This window comes from Usitatibacter palustris, from assembly GCF_013003985.1.
Lineage (GTDB): Bacteria > Pseudomonadota > Gammaproteobacteria > Burkholderiales > Usitatibacteraceae > Usitatibacter > Usitatibacter palustris.
Window position 1 is genome coordinate 3046979 of sequence record NZ_CP053073.1, and the last position, 14403, is coordinate 3061381.

Sequence of the window (14403 nt, forward strand, 5' to 3'; positions counted from 1 at the left end):
AGCGTATAATTCGGCACTTTTTTCGTGCCTCGAGCCAATCCGTTCGAGCATGTCCCGGCATCCAAGTTGGACATGAGCGCCTCCCGGCCCGGGAGCCGCGCAAACGATGCCCGAGAGCCCTATGACCATGAAGAAAAAGATCGTCATCGCTACCGTCGCCATCCTCGCGATCGCCGGCACCGCCTTTGGCATCACCGCCATGCAAGGCGGAGGCGGCAAGGACAAGAAGGACGCCAAGAAGGACCAGAAGGTCACCCTCGAATTCACCCCGGCCGACGTGGCCGTCGTCGAGGTGCGCGAGCTCACTCGCTCGATCGCCTTCTCCGGCTCGCTTTCGCCCGTCGTGCAGACCACGGTGAAGGCCAAGGTCGCGGGCGACATCAATAAGGTGTTCGTCCGCGAAGGCGAGACGGTCGCGCAGGGCCAGCCCCTCGCGCAGATCGACACGGCCGATCACCAGGCCCGTCTCGACTCCGCTGCCGCCCTGCATGCCGAATCGAAGGCGAAGCTCTCGATCGCCGAGAAGAACCGCGAGAACAACCAGGCCCTGCTCAAGCAGAAGTTCATTTCGCAGAACGCCTACGACACGACGAACAGCACGTACGAAGGCGCGGCCGCGTCCGTGCGCTCGGCCGAGGCGCAGCTTCGAATCGCCCAGCGGGCGATGGATGACGCGGCAGTGCGCGCGCCCTTCGCCGGGATCGTCTCCAAGAAGATCGTGAACCCGGGTGAAAAGGTCGCCATCGACAGCCCGCTGTTCGGCCTCGTCGACCTGGGCCGCATGGAAATCGAAGCGCCCGCACCCGCCTCCGAAATCCCCTCGGTGAAGCCCGGGCAGGCCGTGACGTTCCGCGTCGACGGCTTCGATCGCACCTTCGAAGGCCGCGTCGAGCGCATCAACCCGACGACGGAAGCGAATTCGCGCGCGATCATGCTCTACATCTCGGTCGCCAACCGCGACGGCGCCCTGAAGGGCGGCATGTTCGCCAAGGGGCAGATCGTCCTCGACAAGACACAACCCGCGGCGCTGATTCCCGCCACCGCGGTCCGTGATGAAGCAGGCCAGTCGTACGTGTTCACGATCGAGGACGGCAAGATCGTGAAGCGCGCCGTGAAGGTCGGCGCCACGGAGACGCAGCAGGGCCTCATCGAAGTGAAGAGCGGCCTCGAGCGCGGCCAGAACGTGGTGAGCGCGCGGGTGAGCGGCCTGAAGGATGGGCAGCCGGCGATCATGAAGCCCGCGATGGCCAAGCCGTCCGAGAACGCCAAGACGCCGAAAGCCGGCTAAGGGAGCGCCCCATGTTCATCACGCGCGTTTCGATCAACAACCCGGTCTTCGCCACCATGATGATGGTGGCGTTGTGCGTCCTCGGGATCTTCTCGTACAACCGGCTGCGCGTGGAGCGCATGCCCGACTTCAACAACCCGAACGTCTACATCTCGGTCGCCTATCCCGGCGCCGCGCCCGAAGCGATCGAGAACGACATCACCAAGCCGATCGAGGAAGCGATCAACTCCGTCAACGGCGTGAAGATGATCCGCTCGAACACGCTCGAAGGCCGCGCCGAGACCTACGTCGAGTTCCGGCTCGACGCCGACATGGCGCGCTCGATCCAGGACGTGCGCGACAAGATCGCGGCGATCCGCCCGGGCTTCCCGCGCGACGCGAAGGAGCCGCTCGTCGTTCGCAGCGACTCCGAGAATTCGTCGCCCGTGATGTGGCTCGCGGTCACCTCGCCCACGCGCAGCCTGCGGGAGCTCTCCACGCTCACCGACCAGGTCATCGTGAAGCGCCTGCAGAACGTGGCGGGCGTGGGCCAGATCGATTCCGGTGGCGGCGTCACGCGCCAGGTGCAGATCCAGCTCAAACCCTCGCAGATGCATTCGCAAGGCGTGGGCGTGGACGAGATCATGGGTGCGATCCGCGCCGCCAACATGGATGTTCCCGCCGGACGCGTCGAGAACGGCCCGACCGAGCAGCTCGTGCGCGTCGAAGGCAAGATCAAGAATCCCGCGGGATTCGGACGGATCATCGTCGCGCGCCGCGCCAATGGCCCGGTCTACCTCGAGCAGGTCGCCGACATCGTCGATGGCGAGCGCGAAGCGAGCTCGCTTTCGCGGCTCAACGGCACGCCCGCGATCACGATCGACGTGCTGAAGGTCCAGGACGCGAACATCGTCGAGGTGGGCAACGGCGTCAAGAAGGCCCTCGAGGATCTCAAGAAGGTGCTGCCGCCCGACGTGAAGATCCAGATCACGGGTGCCAGCGTCGACTGGATCGAGAAGGCGTTGAGCGGCATGAAGACGACGATCCTCGAGGGCGCGCTCCTCACGATCTTCATCGTGTTCCTGTTCCTGCACTCCTGGCGCAGCACGATCATCACCGGCCTCACGCTGCCCATCGCCGTGATCGCGACGTTCGTGGCCGTGTACGTGTTCGGCTTCACGCTGAACTTCCTCACGCTGATGGCGCTGTCGCTGTGCATCGGCCTGCTGATCGATGATGCGATCGTGGTGCGAGAGAACATCGTGCGCCACCTCGCCATGGGCAAGGATCACTACCGTGCCGCGAAGGAAGGCACCGAGGAAATCGGGCTCGCCGTCATGGCGACCACGTTCGCGATCGTCGCGGTGTTCATCCCGGTGGCGTTCATGTCGGGCTTCATCGGCAAGATCTTCTTCCAGTTCGGCATCACCGTCGCCGTGGCGGTCCTCGTGTCGCTCTTCGTGAGCTTCACGCTCGACCCGATGCTCTCGGCGATCTGGCACGACCCGCCGGGCAACCGCTTCAAGCGGCTCCCGTGGCTCGCGAAGGTCATGGACAAGGTCGAGGCGGGCATCGAGTGGGCGCACCACCGCTATGGCGTGCTGCTCGAGTGGTCGCTCCTCAACCGCCTGAAGGTCCTCGCGACCGCGCTCGTGATCTTCATCTCCAGCTTCTTCGTCCTGCCCCTGATCGGCACGGAGTTCGTGCCGGAGACCGACGAGGGCTTCGTCTCCTTCCGCCTCACGACACCCGTGGGCTCGAGCCTCGAGTACACCGACGCGAAGACGCGCCAGGTCGAGGAGATCGTCCGCACCTTCCCCGAGGTCGAATTCATGACCGCGCGCGTCGGCGCGTGGGAAGGCCGCAACTCCGCGCGCGTCAATGTGCAGCTCGTCGATCGCCACAAGGTGAAGCGGCCGAGCCAGAAGGATTTCGAGACCAAGGCGCGCAAGAAGATCCAGACGATCCCGGGCATCGAGCTCTCGGTCGGCTGGAACCGCCCGATCTGGATCAACATCCTCGGCAACAACAACGAAGCCCTGCAGAACCTCTCGGACGAGCTGCTCGAGAAGATCGCGAAGATTCCGGGCATCGTCGATCTCGAGTCGAGCCTCAAGGCGAGCAACCCGGCGATCACGATGAAGGTGAACAACGAGCTCGCGAGCGACCTCGGCCTCACCGTGCAACAGATCGGCAATGCGGTGCGTCCGTTCGTCGCCGGCGATGTCGTCAGCTACTGGCTGGCACCCGACGGGCAGAACTACGAAGTCAACGTGCAGCTGCCGCGTGATGGCCGGCGCATCGCGTCCGACCTCGGCGACCTGCGCGTCGTCTCCAGCAAGCCCGCCGCCGACGGCTCGCCGGTGCTGATCCCGCTTCGCCAGGTTGTCGACTTCCAGAATTCCACGAGCCCGCAGATCATCAAGCGCCAGGAGCTGCAGCGGCGCGTGGGCATCTACGCGAACGTGGAAGGTCGCCCCTCGGGCACCGTGGGCGATGAGGTGAAGGCGCTCCTGAAGACGATCGAGCTTCCGCCCGGCACCCGCTTCGACGTCGCGGGCCAGCAGCAGGAGATGCAGGAGTCGTTCCAGGCCGCGGTGGCGGCACTGGGCATGGCGGTGATCTTCATCTACATCATCCTCGCCTCGCAATTCGGCAGCTTCCTGCAGCCGGTGGCGATCATGGCCTCGCTCCCGTTCACGCTGATCGGCGTGTTCCTCGCGCTGCTGCTGACGGGAACCACGCTCAATGTGTTCTCGGTGATCGGCATCATCATGCTGATGGGCCTCGTCACGAAGAACGCGATCCTGCTCGTGGACTTCACGAACCAGGGCATGAAGGCGGGCAAGTCGCGCCACGACGCGATCCTCGAAGCGGGCCAGGTGCGCCTGCGGCCGATCCTGATGACGACGGCGGCGATGGTCTTCGGCATGTTGCCGATGGCGATCGGCTCGTCGGACGGCGGCGAGCAGAACGCGCCGATGGGCCGCGCGGTGATCGGCGGCATCATCACCTCGACGCTGCTGACACTTGTCGTGGTGCCGGTGATCTTCACCTACCTCGACTCGTTCGGGCGCTGGGTCAGCGCACGCCTCACGCGCTCGCGTCCTACACACGCGGCGGTGCCCCAGGAAGGTGACGACTAATACCACTTTGCCGGTGGGGCCGGCCTCCATCGGCAAAGTTTGTAACAGTCGATCAATTCTTGCTCGCGGCCATTCCGGCCGCGGCTTCCTTGGTGCTACGATCCCCTTCGCCATGGCGCCGATGGTCGTTCTCGGGTCCGCCTAGCCTAAGAAGCAACCACAAAAAAAGGCTTTCCGATGAATCCCAGGGACGCAACGCTGCAAGGCGTGATGAGTCACGTCGCCCTATTGGATGGCATCTACAACGAGATGCGTTCGGGTTCGGTCGAGCTCGGCCTCGATCGCCTGCGCGCGACCCTCGCCGACGCCCGCCGGCGCGCATCCCCCGAGGAATGGAGCGCACTGATCCAAGGCGCGCGGGCACACCCGCTGCGTGAAGTGCTGCACCAGGATCCGTTCATGCAGCGCTGCTACGCCAGGCCGCGCGGCTATCCGGGAGATCCCAGCGCGCTCGACTTCGTGCTGCGCGCGCGGACCGTTTCATCGTTGCCGCGCGACCGCGTCGGCCAGATCCACGTGTTGATGACCACCGGCCCGCTCGCGAACGCGCTGCGCTTCCGGCGCGATTGCCTCGCGCGCACCGTCGATGACATCGCGAAGAATTCCGCACGCCCCCTGCAGGTGCTCGCCGCGGGTGCGGGCCACCTGCGCGAGATCGAGCGCATGCGCTCGGTCGTCGAGGGCCGCATCGCGCGGCTCGTCGCCTACGAGTCCGATGACGCGTGCCTCGATACGATTCGCCGCGACTACGCGCACCTGCCGGTGCTCGCGCGCCAGGGCACGGTGCAGCAGCTCGTCGAACAGCCGCTGTTCGAGGACATGGATATCGCGTATTGCGCGGGACTGCTCGAAACGCTCGGACAGGCGCAGGCTGCCGGGCTCGTGCGCGCGCTGTTCCGCACGCTGCGTCCGGGCGGCACGCTGCTGCTCGCGAACTTCCTCAGGACCCTGCCCGACCTCGGCCTGCTCGAGACCTTCATGGACTGGCGCATGGTCGTGCGCACGGAAGGCGAGCTCTTCGACCTCGTGAAGCCGCTGGCCGAAGATTCGACCGCGGCCTGGACCTACAACGCCGATCCCGACTCGACGATCGGGATCCTCAGGCTCACGCGGCGCGGCTAGTAGCCGATCGCGCAACCATCCTTGCGGTGGTCGGAGGCGGCGACATAGCCGTCCTCGTGGCGGTGAATGAGCTGCGCACCGCCGAAGCCGAACATCGGCGCATCCGCCGAAACGATGCGATGGCCGCGCCGTGCGAGCTCTTCGCGCACCAGCGGCTTCACGCCATCCTCGATGCTCACCGTGCAATCGGGGTTCACGATCCAGCGCGCGCCATCCGAGCACGCTTGCGGATTCTGCTTGTAGTCGACGAGGCGCAGGATCATCTGCAGGTGGCCCTGCGGCTGCATTGCGCCGCCCATGACGCCGAAGGCCATCACCGGCTGGCCGTCACGCGTGAGGAAACCCGGGATGATCGTCTGGTACGGGCGCTTGCGCGGACCCACGAGATTCGGATGCCCGGGCTTGAGGTTGAAGCCCGCGCCGCGATTCTGCATGCTGATGCCGGTTCCGGGCACCACGACGCCCGAGCCGAAGCCCATGTAGTTCGACTGGATGAACGACACCATCATCCCGCGCTCGTCGGCCGTCGTGAGATACACGGTGCCGCCCGCCTTGGGAATTCCCGACACGGGATCGTGCGCGCGCTTCATGTCGATCAGCTTCGCGCGCTGCGCGAGGTAACCGCGGTCGAGCAGCTCCGCGGCCTTCACCTGCATGGTCGCGGGATCGGCGAGATGCCGCCAGATGTCGGCGAACGCGAGTTTCATCGCCTCGATCTGCACGTGCAGGCTGTCGGCGCTGTCGCATTCGAGCGCGGCCATGTCGAAGTTCTCGAGGATGCCCAACGCGATCAACGCGGCGATGCCCTGCCCGTTGGGCGGCATCTCGTGCAGCCGGTAGCCGCGATAGTCGACGTGGATCGGCTCGTCCCACGTGCATTCATGCGCCGCGAGGTCTTCGGCCGACATGGCGCCGCCTTCGGACGCGCTCGCGAGCGCGATGCGTTCGGCGAGCGCGCCGCGGTAGAAGCTTTCGCCCTTGGTGGTGGCGATCTCCTCGAGCGTCTCGGCCATTTGCGGACAGTAGAACCGTTCACCCGGATACGGCGCGCGGTCCTTGGGCAGGAACGTCCAGGAAAATTCCGAGAAGCCCTTGAGGTTCTCCGCCTGGCGCGCCCACGACACCGCCGTGATCGGCGAGACCATGTAGCTCTCGCGCGCGTAGCGAATCGCGGCTTCGAAGAGTTGCTCGAACGGAAGCTTGCCGTAGCGCTGCGAAAGCGAGACCCACGCGGACACGCAGCCGGGAACCGTCACCGCATCCCAGCCGAGCGTGGGCATGGCGGCGTGAGCCTGGAAACGCTCGGGCGTCCATCCGGCGGGCGAGCGGCCCGATGCGTTGAGGCCGACGAGCTTCTCGCCGTCCCAGAGAATGATGAACGCATCCGAACCGATGCCGTTCGACGTGGGTTCGACGACGGTCAACGTGATGGCCGCGGCGATCGCGGCATCAACCGCGTTGCCACCGCGATAAAGCGCCTGCAATCCTGCCTGCGCGGCGAGCGGCTGCGAAGTCGCCACCACGTTCTTCGCCAGAACGGGCATTCGCTGCGACGGATACGGAAAGTCCCAGGTGAAGCTGCTCATGACATCAGATCCTTCGTAGGCTCAGGATCAAGGCTATTCAGCCTTGACGTTGGCGTCGCGAATCACCTTCGACCACTTCGCCGACTCGCTCGCCATCACCTTCGCGAATTCTTCGGAGGTGCCGCCGGTGATCTCGAAGCCCAGCTGGTGGAAGCGTTCCTTGATCGCGGGATCGGACAGGATCTTGTTCATCTCGGTGTTGATGCGGTCGGTGATCGCCTTGGGCGTGCCGGCCGGCGCGTAGATGCCGAAGTAGTTCCAGCTGTCGAAGCCCTTGAGGCCCGACTCGCTGATCGTCGGGATGGCGGGTACCACCGTGGAGCGCGTAAGCGACGAGATGCCCAGCGCGTTGAGGCGCCCCGAGTCGAGGTGCGGCTTCGAGGTCATCACGTTGTCGAACAGGATCGCGACGTTGCCCTGCACGAGATCGGGGATCGAGAGCTGCGTGCCCTTGTACGGAACGTGCGTGAGCTTGATGCCCGCCTGCGCGGCGAACATCTCGGAGGTGAGGTGCGCCACGCTGCCGATGCCGGAGGTCGAGTAGTTGTACTTGCCCGGCTCCTTCTTCGCGAGCGCGATGAATTCCTCGACGGTCTTCGCCGGAACCTTCGGCGAGATGAGCATGATGTTGGTCGCGTAGCCCACGTAGATCACCGGCACGAAGTCCTTCACCGGGTCGTACGGAAGCTTCTGCAGGTACGGGCCCACCGAATGCGTGCTGCCCGTGGCCATGAGCAGGTTGTAGCCATCGTTCGGGCTCTTCGCCGCGAGGTCGGTGCCGATCGCCCCGCCCGCACCCGGTTTGTTGTCCACGACGACCGGCTGCCCCAGCGCGGTGCCGAGTTTGTCGGCGAGCGAGCGCGTGAGCACGTCGGTGGGGCCGCCCGCGGGAAACGGCACGATCATCTTGATGGGCTTGCTGGGCCACCCCTGCGCCGCAGCGGAGGAGGAGAAAAGCGCCAGGGCCAGGGCCGGCAGCAGCGATCGCAGCATGGGGGAGTGTCTCCGGAAGATTGCGTCCTAGCGTAACCTAGGCGGCGGCAAGCTGGAAGGTCGGCTCGAATATCATCGGATAACAATAATGGCCCTTGAAATCTCCGCGCTCGTCTTCGACGCCTACGGCACCTTGTTCGACGTGCACAGCGTCGCGCGCAAGGCCGAGGCGCTCTATCCGGGCAAGGGTGACGCGCTCTCGCGCGCATGGCGCACGAAGCAGCTTGAGTACACGTGGCTGCGCAGCCTCATGGGCAACTACGAGGATTTCAGCCGCGTGACGCTCGCGAGCCTCGAATGGGCGCTCGAGTCGCTGAAGATCGTGCCCGGCGATGCCGACAAGAGCGCGCTCTTCGATGAATACCGCAAGCTCGCGATGTTTCCCGAAGTGCCCGCCGCGCTCGATTCGTTCGCGCGCGCACGACCGCTCGCGATCCTTTCCAACGGGCATCCCGACATGCTCGAAGCCGTCGTCGAGCACAACCGGCTTCGCAACCTGTTTCGCGGCGGCGTGCTCAGCGTGCACGCCGCCAAGGTGTTCAAGCCCAACCCCGCGACCTATCACCTCGTCGAGGAACGCCTCGGCGTGCCGCGCGCGCTCGTCGGGTTCGTCTCTTCCAACGGCTGGGACGCCGCGGGCGCGAAGGCCTTCGGCTTCAAAGCCTTCTGGGTGAATCGCACGGGCCAGCCGGTCGAGCGCCTGGGCGTGCGGCCCGATGCGGTGGTACCCGACCTCGCCTCGCTCGCGGAAATGCTCGCGAAGTAAGCGTCACGGCACCCGGTAGACCCCGACGAGTCCCACGCCGGTCCCGCCGGTTCCCTGCACGACCGCGGTGTATGCGCCGGGCGGCAAGGTGAGCTTCACCGCGGGCTCGAGCACGTGCGCGGGCGCAAACCCCGCGGCCTGAATCGCCGCGGCGTCAGCCGGATTGGTCTGCGTCTGCCAGTTGTCGTTGGATGCGATCACCGCTCCGTCGGTCGCTCGCACGATGTACAGCGTCGGGTTGGCGAGCGCGTTCGGAATCCCCGCGGGAATGAGCGACGGCCCGGCCACGGTCACGACCACCGTCTGCGTGCCGGTGCCCTGGACGATGAAGCCCGCGATCATCACGTCGTTGCCGGTGAGCACCTGGCCGCGCGTCGAAATATTGGTAAGCGGCACTTCGGGGTGATCGACTTCGTAGACACCGACCAGACCCACACCCGTGCCTACGCCGCCGGAAGCCTGCACGATCGCCGTGTAGGCGCCGGGAGCGAGCGTCATCATGACCGCGGGCTCCGCCGGATGCGCGGGCGCAAATCCCGCCGCCTGGATCGCGGCCGCGTTCGGCGCATCGCCCCAGTTGTCGCTGGCACCCATCACAGCACCGTCGGAAGAGCGAATGAGCGTGAGCGTCGGATTGGAGAGCGCGTTCGGGATGCCAGCCGCCACGAGCGAAGGTCCGGCGACCGTCACCGCGACGGTCTTGGCCGTGGGTCCGCCGATGATGAAGCCCGCGATCATCACGTCATTGCCGGTCATCACCTGTCCGCGCGTGGAGAGGTTCACGAGCCTCGCATTGTTCACCGGCGGCGCGGGCACGTTCATCACCAGCACCGGCGTGCCGCTCGAGACCTGGTTGCCGGTGCCGAGCTGGCCGTCGCTGTTGTTCCCCCAGCAATAGATCGCGGTGTCGGTGGAGGCGCACGAATGCAGCCCTCCCGCGGCAATGTCCTCGACGCCGCCCGGCAGGCCCTGCACGGCCACGGGCACGTTGGTGCCGCCGGGAACGCTCGCGTTGCCGAGCTGCCCGGCGTTGTTCGCGCCCCAGCACACGGGGCCGGCGTTGCCGAGGCCGCATGCGTGCATGCCGTTGCCCGCCGAAAGCCAGGACACACCACTACCCATCCCCGTCACCGGCGATGGTGTGTTGATGTTGGACCCGCTGCCGTTGCCGAGCCGCCCCTGCCCGCCGTACCCCCAGCAGTACGCCGCGCCGTTGCTGATGCCGCAGTTGAAGAAGGCCCCGGTGCTCACCAGCTGGACATCGGATGTCGCACCCGAGACCTGCACGGGTCCCAGGTTGATGTACGTGTTGGTGCCGTCGCCCATCTCGCCCGAATCCCCGCGCCCCCAGCAGCGCGCCGCGCCGCTCGAGAGCAGCGCGCACGTGTGGTGCCTGCCCGCGTTGACGTCCAGGACACCCGTGCCGAGTCCCGCGACCGCCGTCGGCACCGCGCTCGAGAAGATCGAGGCGCCCGTGCCGAGCTGGCCGTATCCGCCACTGCCCCAGCACTTGGCGGCACCGTTATGCACCGCGCACGAATGCAGGTCGCCCACGGCGATCGCAGTCACGCCCGAGCTGAGGCCGCTCACCGCCACCGGCACGGGGCTGGTGGCGCTGCCGTTGTTGCCGAGCTGGCCGTAGGCGTTGTTGCCCCAGCAATACGCGCCGCCGTTCACGATCGCGCAGGTGTGCGCGCCGCTCGTGACGATCGCCTGCACGCCCGTGGTGAGGCCCTGCACCTGCGAGGGCGTGGTCGCCATCGAGAAGGTGCCGTTGCCCACCTGCCCTTCGATGTTGGCACCCCAGCAATAGGCGGCTCCGTTCACCGCGGCGCAGGTGTTGGTGCCGCCGGCCCAGAGGTACGGTGCGGCCGTGGTCGTGGAAGAGGCGCTGAAAAAGGCCGCCGTGGCGGCCAGCGCGAGCAGGGTCCTGGAAATAGTCATTGTCAGCTCCGGTTGTTTGTCACTGCACCTTGTAGACGCCCACGAGTCCCACGCCGGTGCCGCCGCTGCCCTGGACGATCGCCGTGTAGGCACCCGGCGGTAGCGTGAGGATCACCGCGGGCTCGAGCACGTGCGCGGGCGCGAAGCCTGCGGCCTGGATCGCCGCCACGTGCGCGGGGTTCGCCTGCGACTGCCAGTTGTCGTTGCTCGCGATCACCGCACCATCCGACGAGCGCACGATCGTGAGCACCGGATTGGCGAGCGCGTTGGGGATGCCTGCGTTCACGAGCGAGGGGCCGGCGACCGTGATCACCACTTGCTGCGTGTTGTCGCCGTAGACGATGAGTCCCGCGATCATCACGTCGTTGCCGGTGAGGACCTGGCCGCGCGTCGAGATGTTGATGAGCGGCACCTCGGGGTGGTCGACTTCGTAAACACCGACCAGCCCCACGCCCGTCCCGCCGGCCCCCTGCACGATGGCGGTGTAGGCGCCGGGCGCGAGCGTCGCGATGATCGCGGGCTCGAGCGCGTGCGCGGGCTCGAAGCCGCTCGCATGCAGCGCCGCACTGTCGGTCGGATTCGCTTGCGCTTGCCAGTTGTCGTTGCTCGCGATCACCGCACCATCCGACGAGCGAATCAACGTCAAGGTCGGATTGGCGAGCGCATTGGGGATCCCCGCGTTGACGAGCGACGGCCCCGCGACGGTCACCACCACCGTCTTCGCGCTGGGTCCGCCGATGATGAAGCCCGCGATCATCACGTCGCCACCGGTGAGTACCTGGCCGCGCGTGGAGAGGTTGGCAAGGCGCGGCGGATTGTTGTTGAGGAAGGTGACCGTCACCGTGGTCGCCGCGCTCAGCGGCACTTCGCACACGGCGGCAGTGCCGCTGCAATAGCTCCAGCCGGCCACCGTCGATCCGTTGGCCGGTGTCGCGGTGAGCGTCACGGTGGAGCCGGCGGCCACGGACTCGGTGCAATCCGATCCGCAGTTGATGATCGTCGGACCGCCATTGATGCTGCCGGTCACGATGCCCCCACCCGTTCCCGCCTTCGCGACCGTGAGCACGTGCGTGCCCGCCGATGCCGTGGTGCTCGTGAAGTTCGCGGAAACGCCCTCGATGGTGATCGTCGTGGTCGTCACCGTCGCGGGTGAAGCCGACGACGTATGCCGGACGCAGAGGGTCTGGCCACCCGTGATCTGCATGGCCGTCGTGACGAAGGTGCCGGTGCAACCGATCGAGTAGCTCCCGCCCGTGACATTGACCCACGTGGGCGCGTTGTTCCCCGTGATCGTCACCGGGCTGGAGGTCACCACGGTGCCGGGCGCGACATTGACCGCCGGCGTGAACGAGAACGCGTTGGGCACGTAGTTATTCAGCACCGTCGTGCTGGTGAAGTTCGCCGCGACGCCACCGATCGTGAGTGTCGTCGTCGTCACCGTGCCGATCGCGCCTGCCGAGGTGTGGCGCACGCACACCGTCTGGCCGTTGGAGATCGTGCCCGCGGTCGTGACGAACGTGCCGGTGCAGCCGATCGAATAGCTGCCGCCCGTGACGCTGATGGGCGATGCGGCCTCGATGCCGGTGATCGTGACGGCGTTCGACGTGACGACCGTGTTGAGCTCGATGAAGCTCTTCGGCGTGAACGAGAAGGCATCGGGCGCGAGGTCGAGCAGCACGAAGTTCGCCTGCGGTTCCGCGCCTTCGGCCGGAAACCACGGTCCGATGCCCGCGTAGGTCATCGTCACGTTGCAGGTGCCCGTGCCCGAACAAACGTTCGACCAACCGGAGAACCGCCAACCCGGCGCAGCCACCGCCGTCAGCGTCACGTTCGTTCCCACCGAGTACGCCTTTTCCGCCGAGGTGCACGCAGGCCCGCACGAAATGCCCGCCGGCGAGCTCGTCACCGTGCCCGTTCCCGTCTTGGTGACGGCCAGCCGGTGTCCGAACTCCACGGTCGCGGCCGCATTGCCGGTGACCGTGAATGCGCATTGCCCGTTGAAGAGGTTGCCCGTGCCGCCCTCGCAGGTGACACCGCTGAACCCCACGACCGCCGCGCCGGACTGGGCCGTGCCGCCGAGAAACACCTGCGACCCCTTGATCGCGGTGGCCGTGCAGGCGCTGCCGCTGCTGCACGAATCGAGAGGCGACATGCCGATGAGGCCGGCACTGCCGAAACCCGTGAACGTGATCGTGTGCATCGTGTTCGGCGTCGCGCTGCCCGACGCATTCGAGAGGGCACTTGTTCCGACGCCGTTCGCGGCGACCACGCGGCAGGTGTAGGGCGTGCCGTTGACGAGGCCGGTGACCAGGATCGGAGACGACAGGCCCGACGCGCTCTGCGCGCCGCAGGTCACGGTGTAAGTCGCCATCCAGCCGCCGTCGCTCTGGGGGTAGAACTCGACGCTCAGCTGCCCGTTGCCGGGCGTGACCGAGCCGATGATCGGCGTTTGTGGAGCCGTGGCCGGGGGCGTGGGCGTCGTGACTTTGCGCACGCGATGGTTCTGGCGATCCACGATGAGGAGGCTGCCGTCGGTATCGAGTGCAACGCCGTCCGGACCGAAGAGCTGCGCATTCGCAGCCGCTCCACCATCGCCGCCGAACCCGCCGAAGGAACCTCCGGCGATCGTGCTCACGATGAAGTTGGTCGCCACGTAGCGAACCTTGTTCTCGTGGGCGATGTAGAAGCCGCCCGAGGGAGCCACCGCCACCCCGCGCGGGTTGTCGATTCGCGTCTGCAGGGACGAGCTGCCATCGCCGAAGTACGAGGATCCGGTATTGCCGGCGACCCACCAGATCGTGCCCGACGGGTCGACCCTGCGAATGGCGCTGTTGCCGTGATCGGCGATGAAGACGCGCCCGAGGCTGTCGACCGCGACGTCCATCGGGTCGTTGAGCGGTGCGGTGTTCGCGGGTCCGACGTCGTAGCCGTAGCCGGGGACGCCCGTGCCCGCGAGCGTCGTGATGACGCCGTTGAAGATTCGGCGCACGCGATGCCCGAGGCCTTCGACGACGTAGAGGCTTCCATCCGTGTGCCAGGCCAGGGCCCGGGGTCCGTTGAGCCGCGCGAAGATCGGCGAGCCGCCGTCGCCGAGGCTGCCGGGAATGCCGTTGCCGGCGATGGTGTCGATGTTGCCGCTCGTATCGATGCGCCGGACGCGGTGATTGTTCGTGTCCGCGATGTACAGGTTGCCCGCGGCATCCCGCGCGATGCCCTGCGGATTGTCGAGCTGTGACGACGTGGCGCTCATGCCATCGCCGAAGAAGCCGGCGAAGCCGTTGCCTGCGAGCGTGGTGATGACCCCGAACCGGTCGATCTTGCGGATGGCGTGATTGGACGAGTCGGCGACGTAGATGTTGCCGTCGCTGTCCGCAACCGTGGCCGAAGGAAGATTCAGCTGCGCGAACCGCGCCTGCCCGCCATCGCCACCGAAGAAGTTGTTGCCGTCACCCGCGATCGTGGTGATGGTGCCCGCGTACGCGGTAGACCCTGCGAAAAACAGCACCGCCAGCGACTTCGCCCAGTTGCGCACCATGTCCGACTCCCGCCGGGCCGTAGGGCCCCTGCCTGCTGGAACGG

At 66.6% G+C, this 14403-nt stretch carries 8 protein-coding genes; 4 read left to right on the forward strand and 4 right to left on the reverse strand.

All coding sequences use genetic code 11. The annotated features are described in order from the left end of the window. The first annotated feature begins 127 nt into the window (after positions 1 to 127). The 3 genes from DSM104440_RS14865 to DSM104440_RS14875 all read left to right on the forward strand — a co-directional run bounded on the left by DSM104440_RS14865 (position 128) and on the right by DSM104440_RS14875 (position 5535). On the forward strand, positions 128 to 1288 hold the full coding sequence (locus tag DSM104440_RS14865; RefSeq protein WP_212758091.1) for an efflux RND transporter periplasmic adaptor subunit: 1161 nt from the start codon (positions 128 to 130) through the stop codon (positions 1286 to 1288). Positions 1289 to 1299: 11 nt separating this feature from the next. After that, on the forward strand, positions 1300 to 4413 hold the full coding sequence (locus tag DSM104440_RS14870; protein WP_171163973.1) for an efflux RND transporter permease subunit: 3114 nt from the start codon (positions 1300 to 1302) through the stop codon (positions 4411 to 4413). A 210-nt stretch (positions 4414 to 4623) separates the two neighbouring features. Continuing rightward, positions 4624 to 5535, forward strand: coding sequence for a class I SAM-dependent methyltransferase (locus tag DSM104440_RS14875; protein WP_212758092.1), 912 nt, complete (start codon positions 4624 to 4626; stop codon positions 5533 to 5535). Here the strand turns inward: DSM104440_RS14875 and DSM104440_RS14880 are convergent. Together DSM104440_RS14880 and DSM104440_RS14885 are read right to left on the reverse strand one after the other, a co-directional pair. Then, the gene (locus DSM104440_RS14880) at positions 5532 to 7121 is read right to left on the reverse strand and encodes a gamma-glutamyltransferase family protein (protein ID WP_212758093.1); all 1590 of its coding nucleotides are present in this window, start codon (positions 7119 to 7121) and stop codon (positions 5532 to 5534) included. The two genes, DSM104440_RS14875 and DSM104440_RS14880, sit on opposite strands and share 4 nt — an antisense overlap. A 33-nt stretch (positions 7122 to 7154) precedes the next feature. Next, entirely contained in the window at positions 7155 to 8114 is a 960-nt protein-coding gene (locus DSM104440_RS14885) for a Bug family tripartite tricarboxylate transporter substrate binding protein (protein ID WP_171163977.1), read from the reverse strand. An 88-nt stretch (positions 8115 to 8202) separates the two neighbouring features. Here DSM104440_RS14885 and DSM104440_RS14890 point away from each other — a divergent pair, with 88 nt between their 5' ends. Next, positions 8203 to 8880: a haloacid dehalogenase type II gene (locus DSM104440_RS14890; protein WP_171163979.1), complete on the forward strand. Its 678-nt coding sequence runs from the start codon at positions 8203 to 8205 to the stop codon at positions 8878 to 8880. A 3-nt stretch (positions 8881 to 8883) separates the two neighbouring features. Here DSM104440_RS14890 and DSM104440_RS14895 read toward each other — a convergent pair whose 3' ends face one another. After that, a complete protein-coding gene (locus DSM104440_RS14895) occupies positions 8884 to 10824 on the reverse strand; it encodes an RCC1 domain-containing protein (RefSeq protein ID WP_171163981.1) in 1941 nt (646 codons plus the stop codon). 19 nt (positions 10825 to 10843) lie between these two features. Further along, positions 10844 to 14359 carry an NHL domain-containing protein gene (locus DSM104440_RS14900; protein ID WP_171163983.1) on the reverse strand — a complete coding sequence of 1172 codons (3516 nt, stop codon included), beginning with the start codon at positions 14357 to 14359 and terminating at the stop codon, positions 10844 to 10846. Positions 14360 to 14403 lie beyond the last annotated feature (44 nt).

What these genes read in the sequence shown, in the direction of transcription:
- DSM104440_RS14900 (WP_171163983.1), bottom strand. Translation starts at nt 14,359, where the DNA reads ATGGTGCGCAACTGGGCGAAGTCGCTGGCGGTGCTGTTTTTCGCAGGG.
- DSM104440_RS14890 (WP_171163979.1), top strand. Translation starts at nt 8,203, where the DNA reads ATGGCCCTTGAAATCTCCGCGCTCGTCTTCGACGCCTACGGCACCTTG.
- DSM104440_RS14865 (WP_212758091.1), top strand. Translation starts at nt 128, where the DNA reads ATGAAGAAAAAGATCGTCATCGCTACCGTCGCCATCCTCGCGATCGCC.
- DSM104440_RS14885 (WP_171163977.1), bottom strand. Translation starts at nt 8,114, where the DNA reads ATGCTGCGATCGCTGCTGCCGGCCCTGGCCCTGGCGCTTTTCTCCTCC.
- DSM104440_RS14870 (WP_171163973.1), top strand. Translation starts at nt 1,300, where the DNA reads ATGTTCATCACGCGCGTTTCGATCAACAACCCGGTCTTCGCCACCATG.
- DSM104440_RS14895 (WP_171163981.1), bottom strand. Translation starts at nt 10,824, where the DNA reads ATGACTATTTCCAGGACCCTGCTCGCGCTGGCCGCCACGGCGGCCTTT.
- DSM104440_RS14880 (WP_212758093.1), bottom strand. Translation starts at nt 7,121, where the DNA reads ATGAGCAGCTTCACCTGGGACTTTCCGTATCCGTCGCAGCGAATGCCC.
- DSM104440_RS14875 (WP_212758092.1), top strand. Translation starts at nt 4,624, where the DNA reads ATGAGTCACGTCGCCCTATTGGATGGCATCTACAACGAGATGCGTTCG.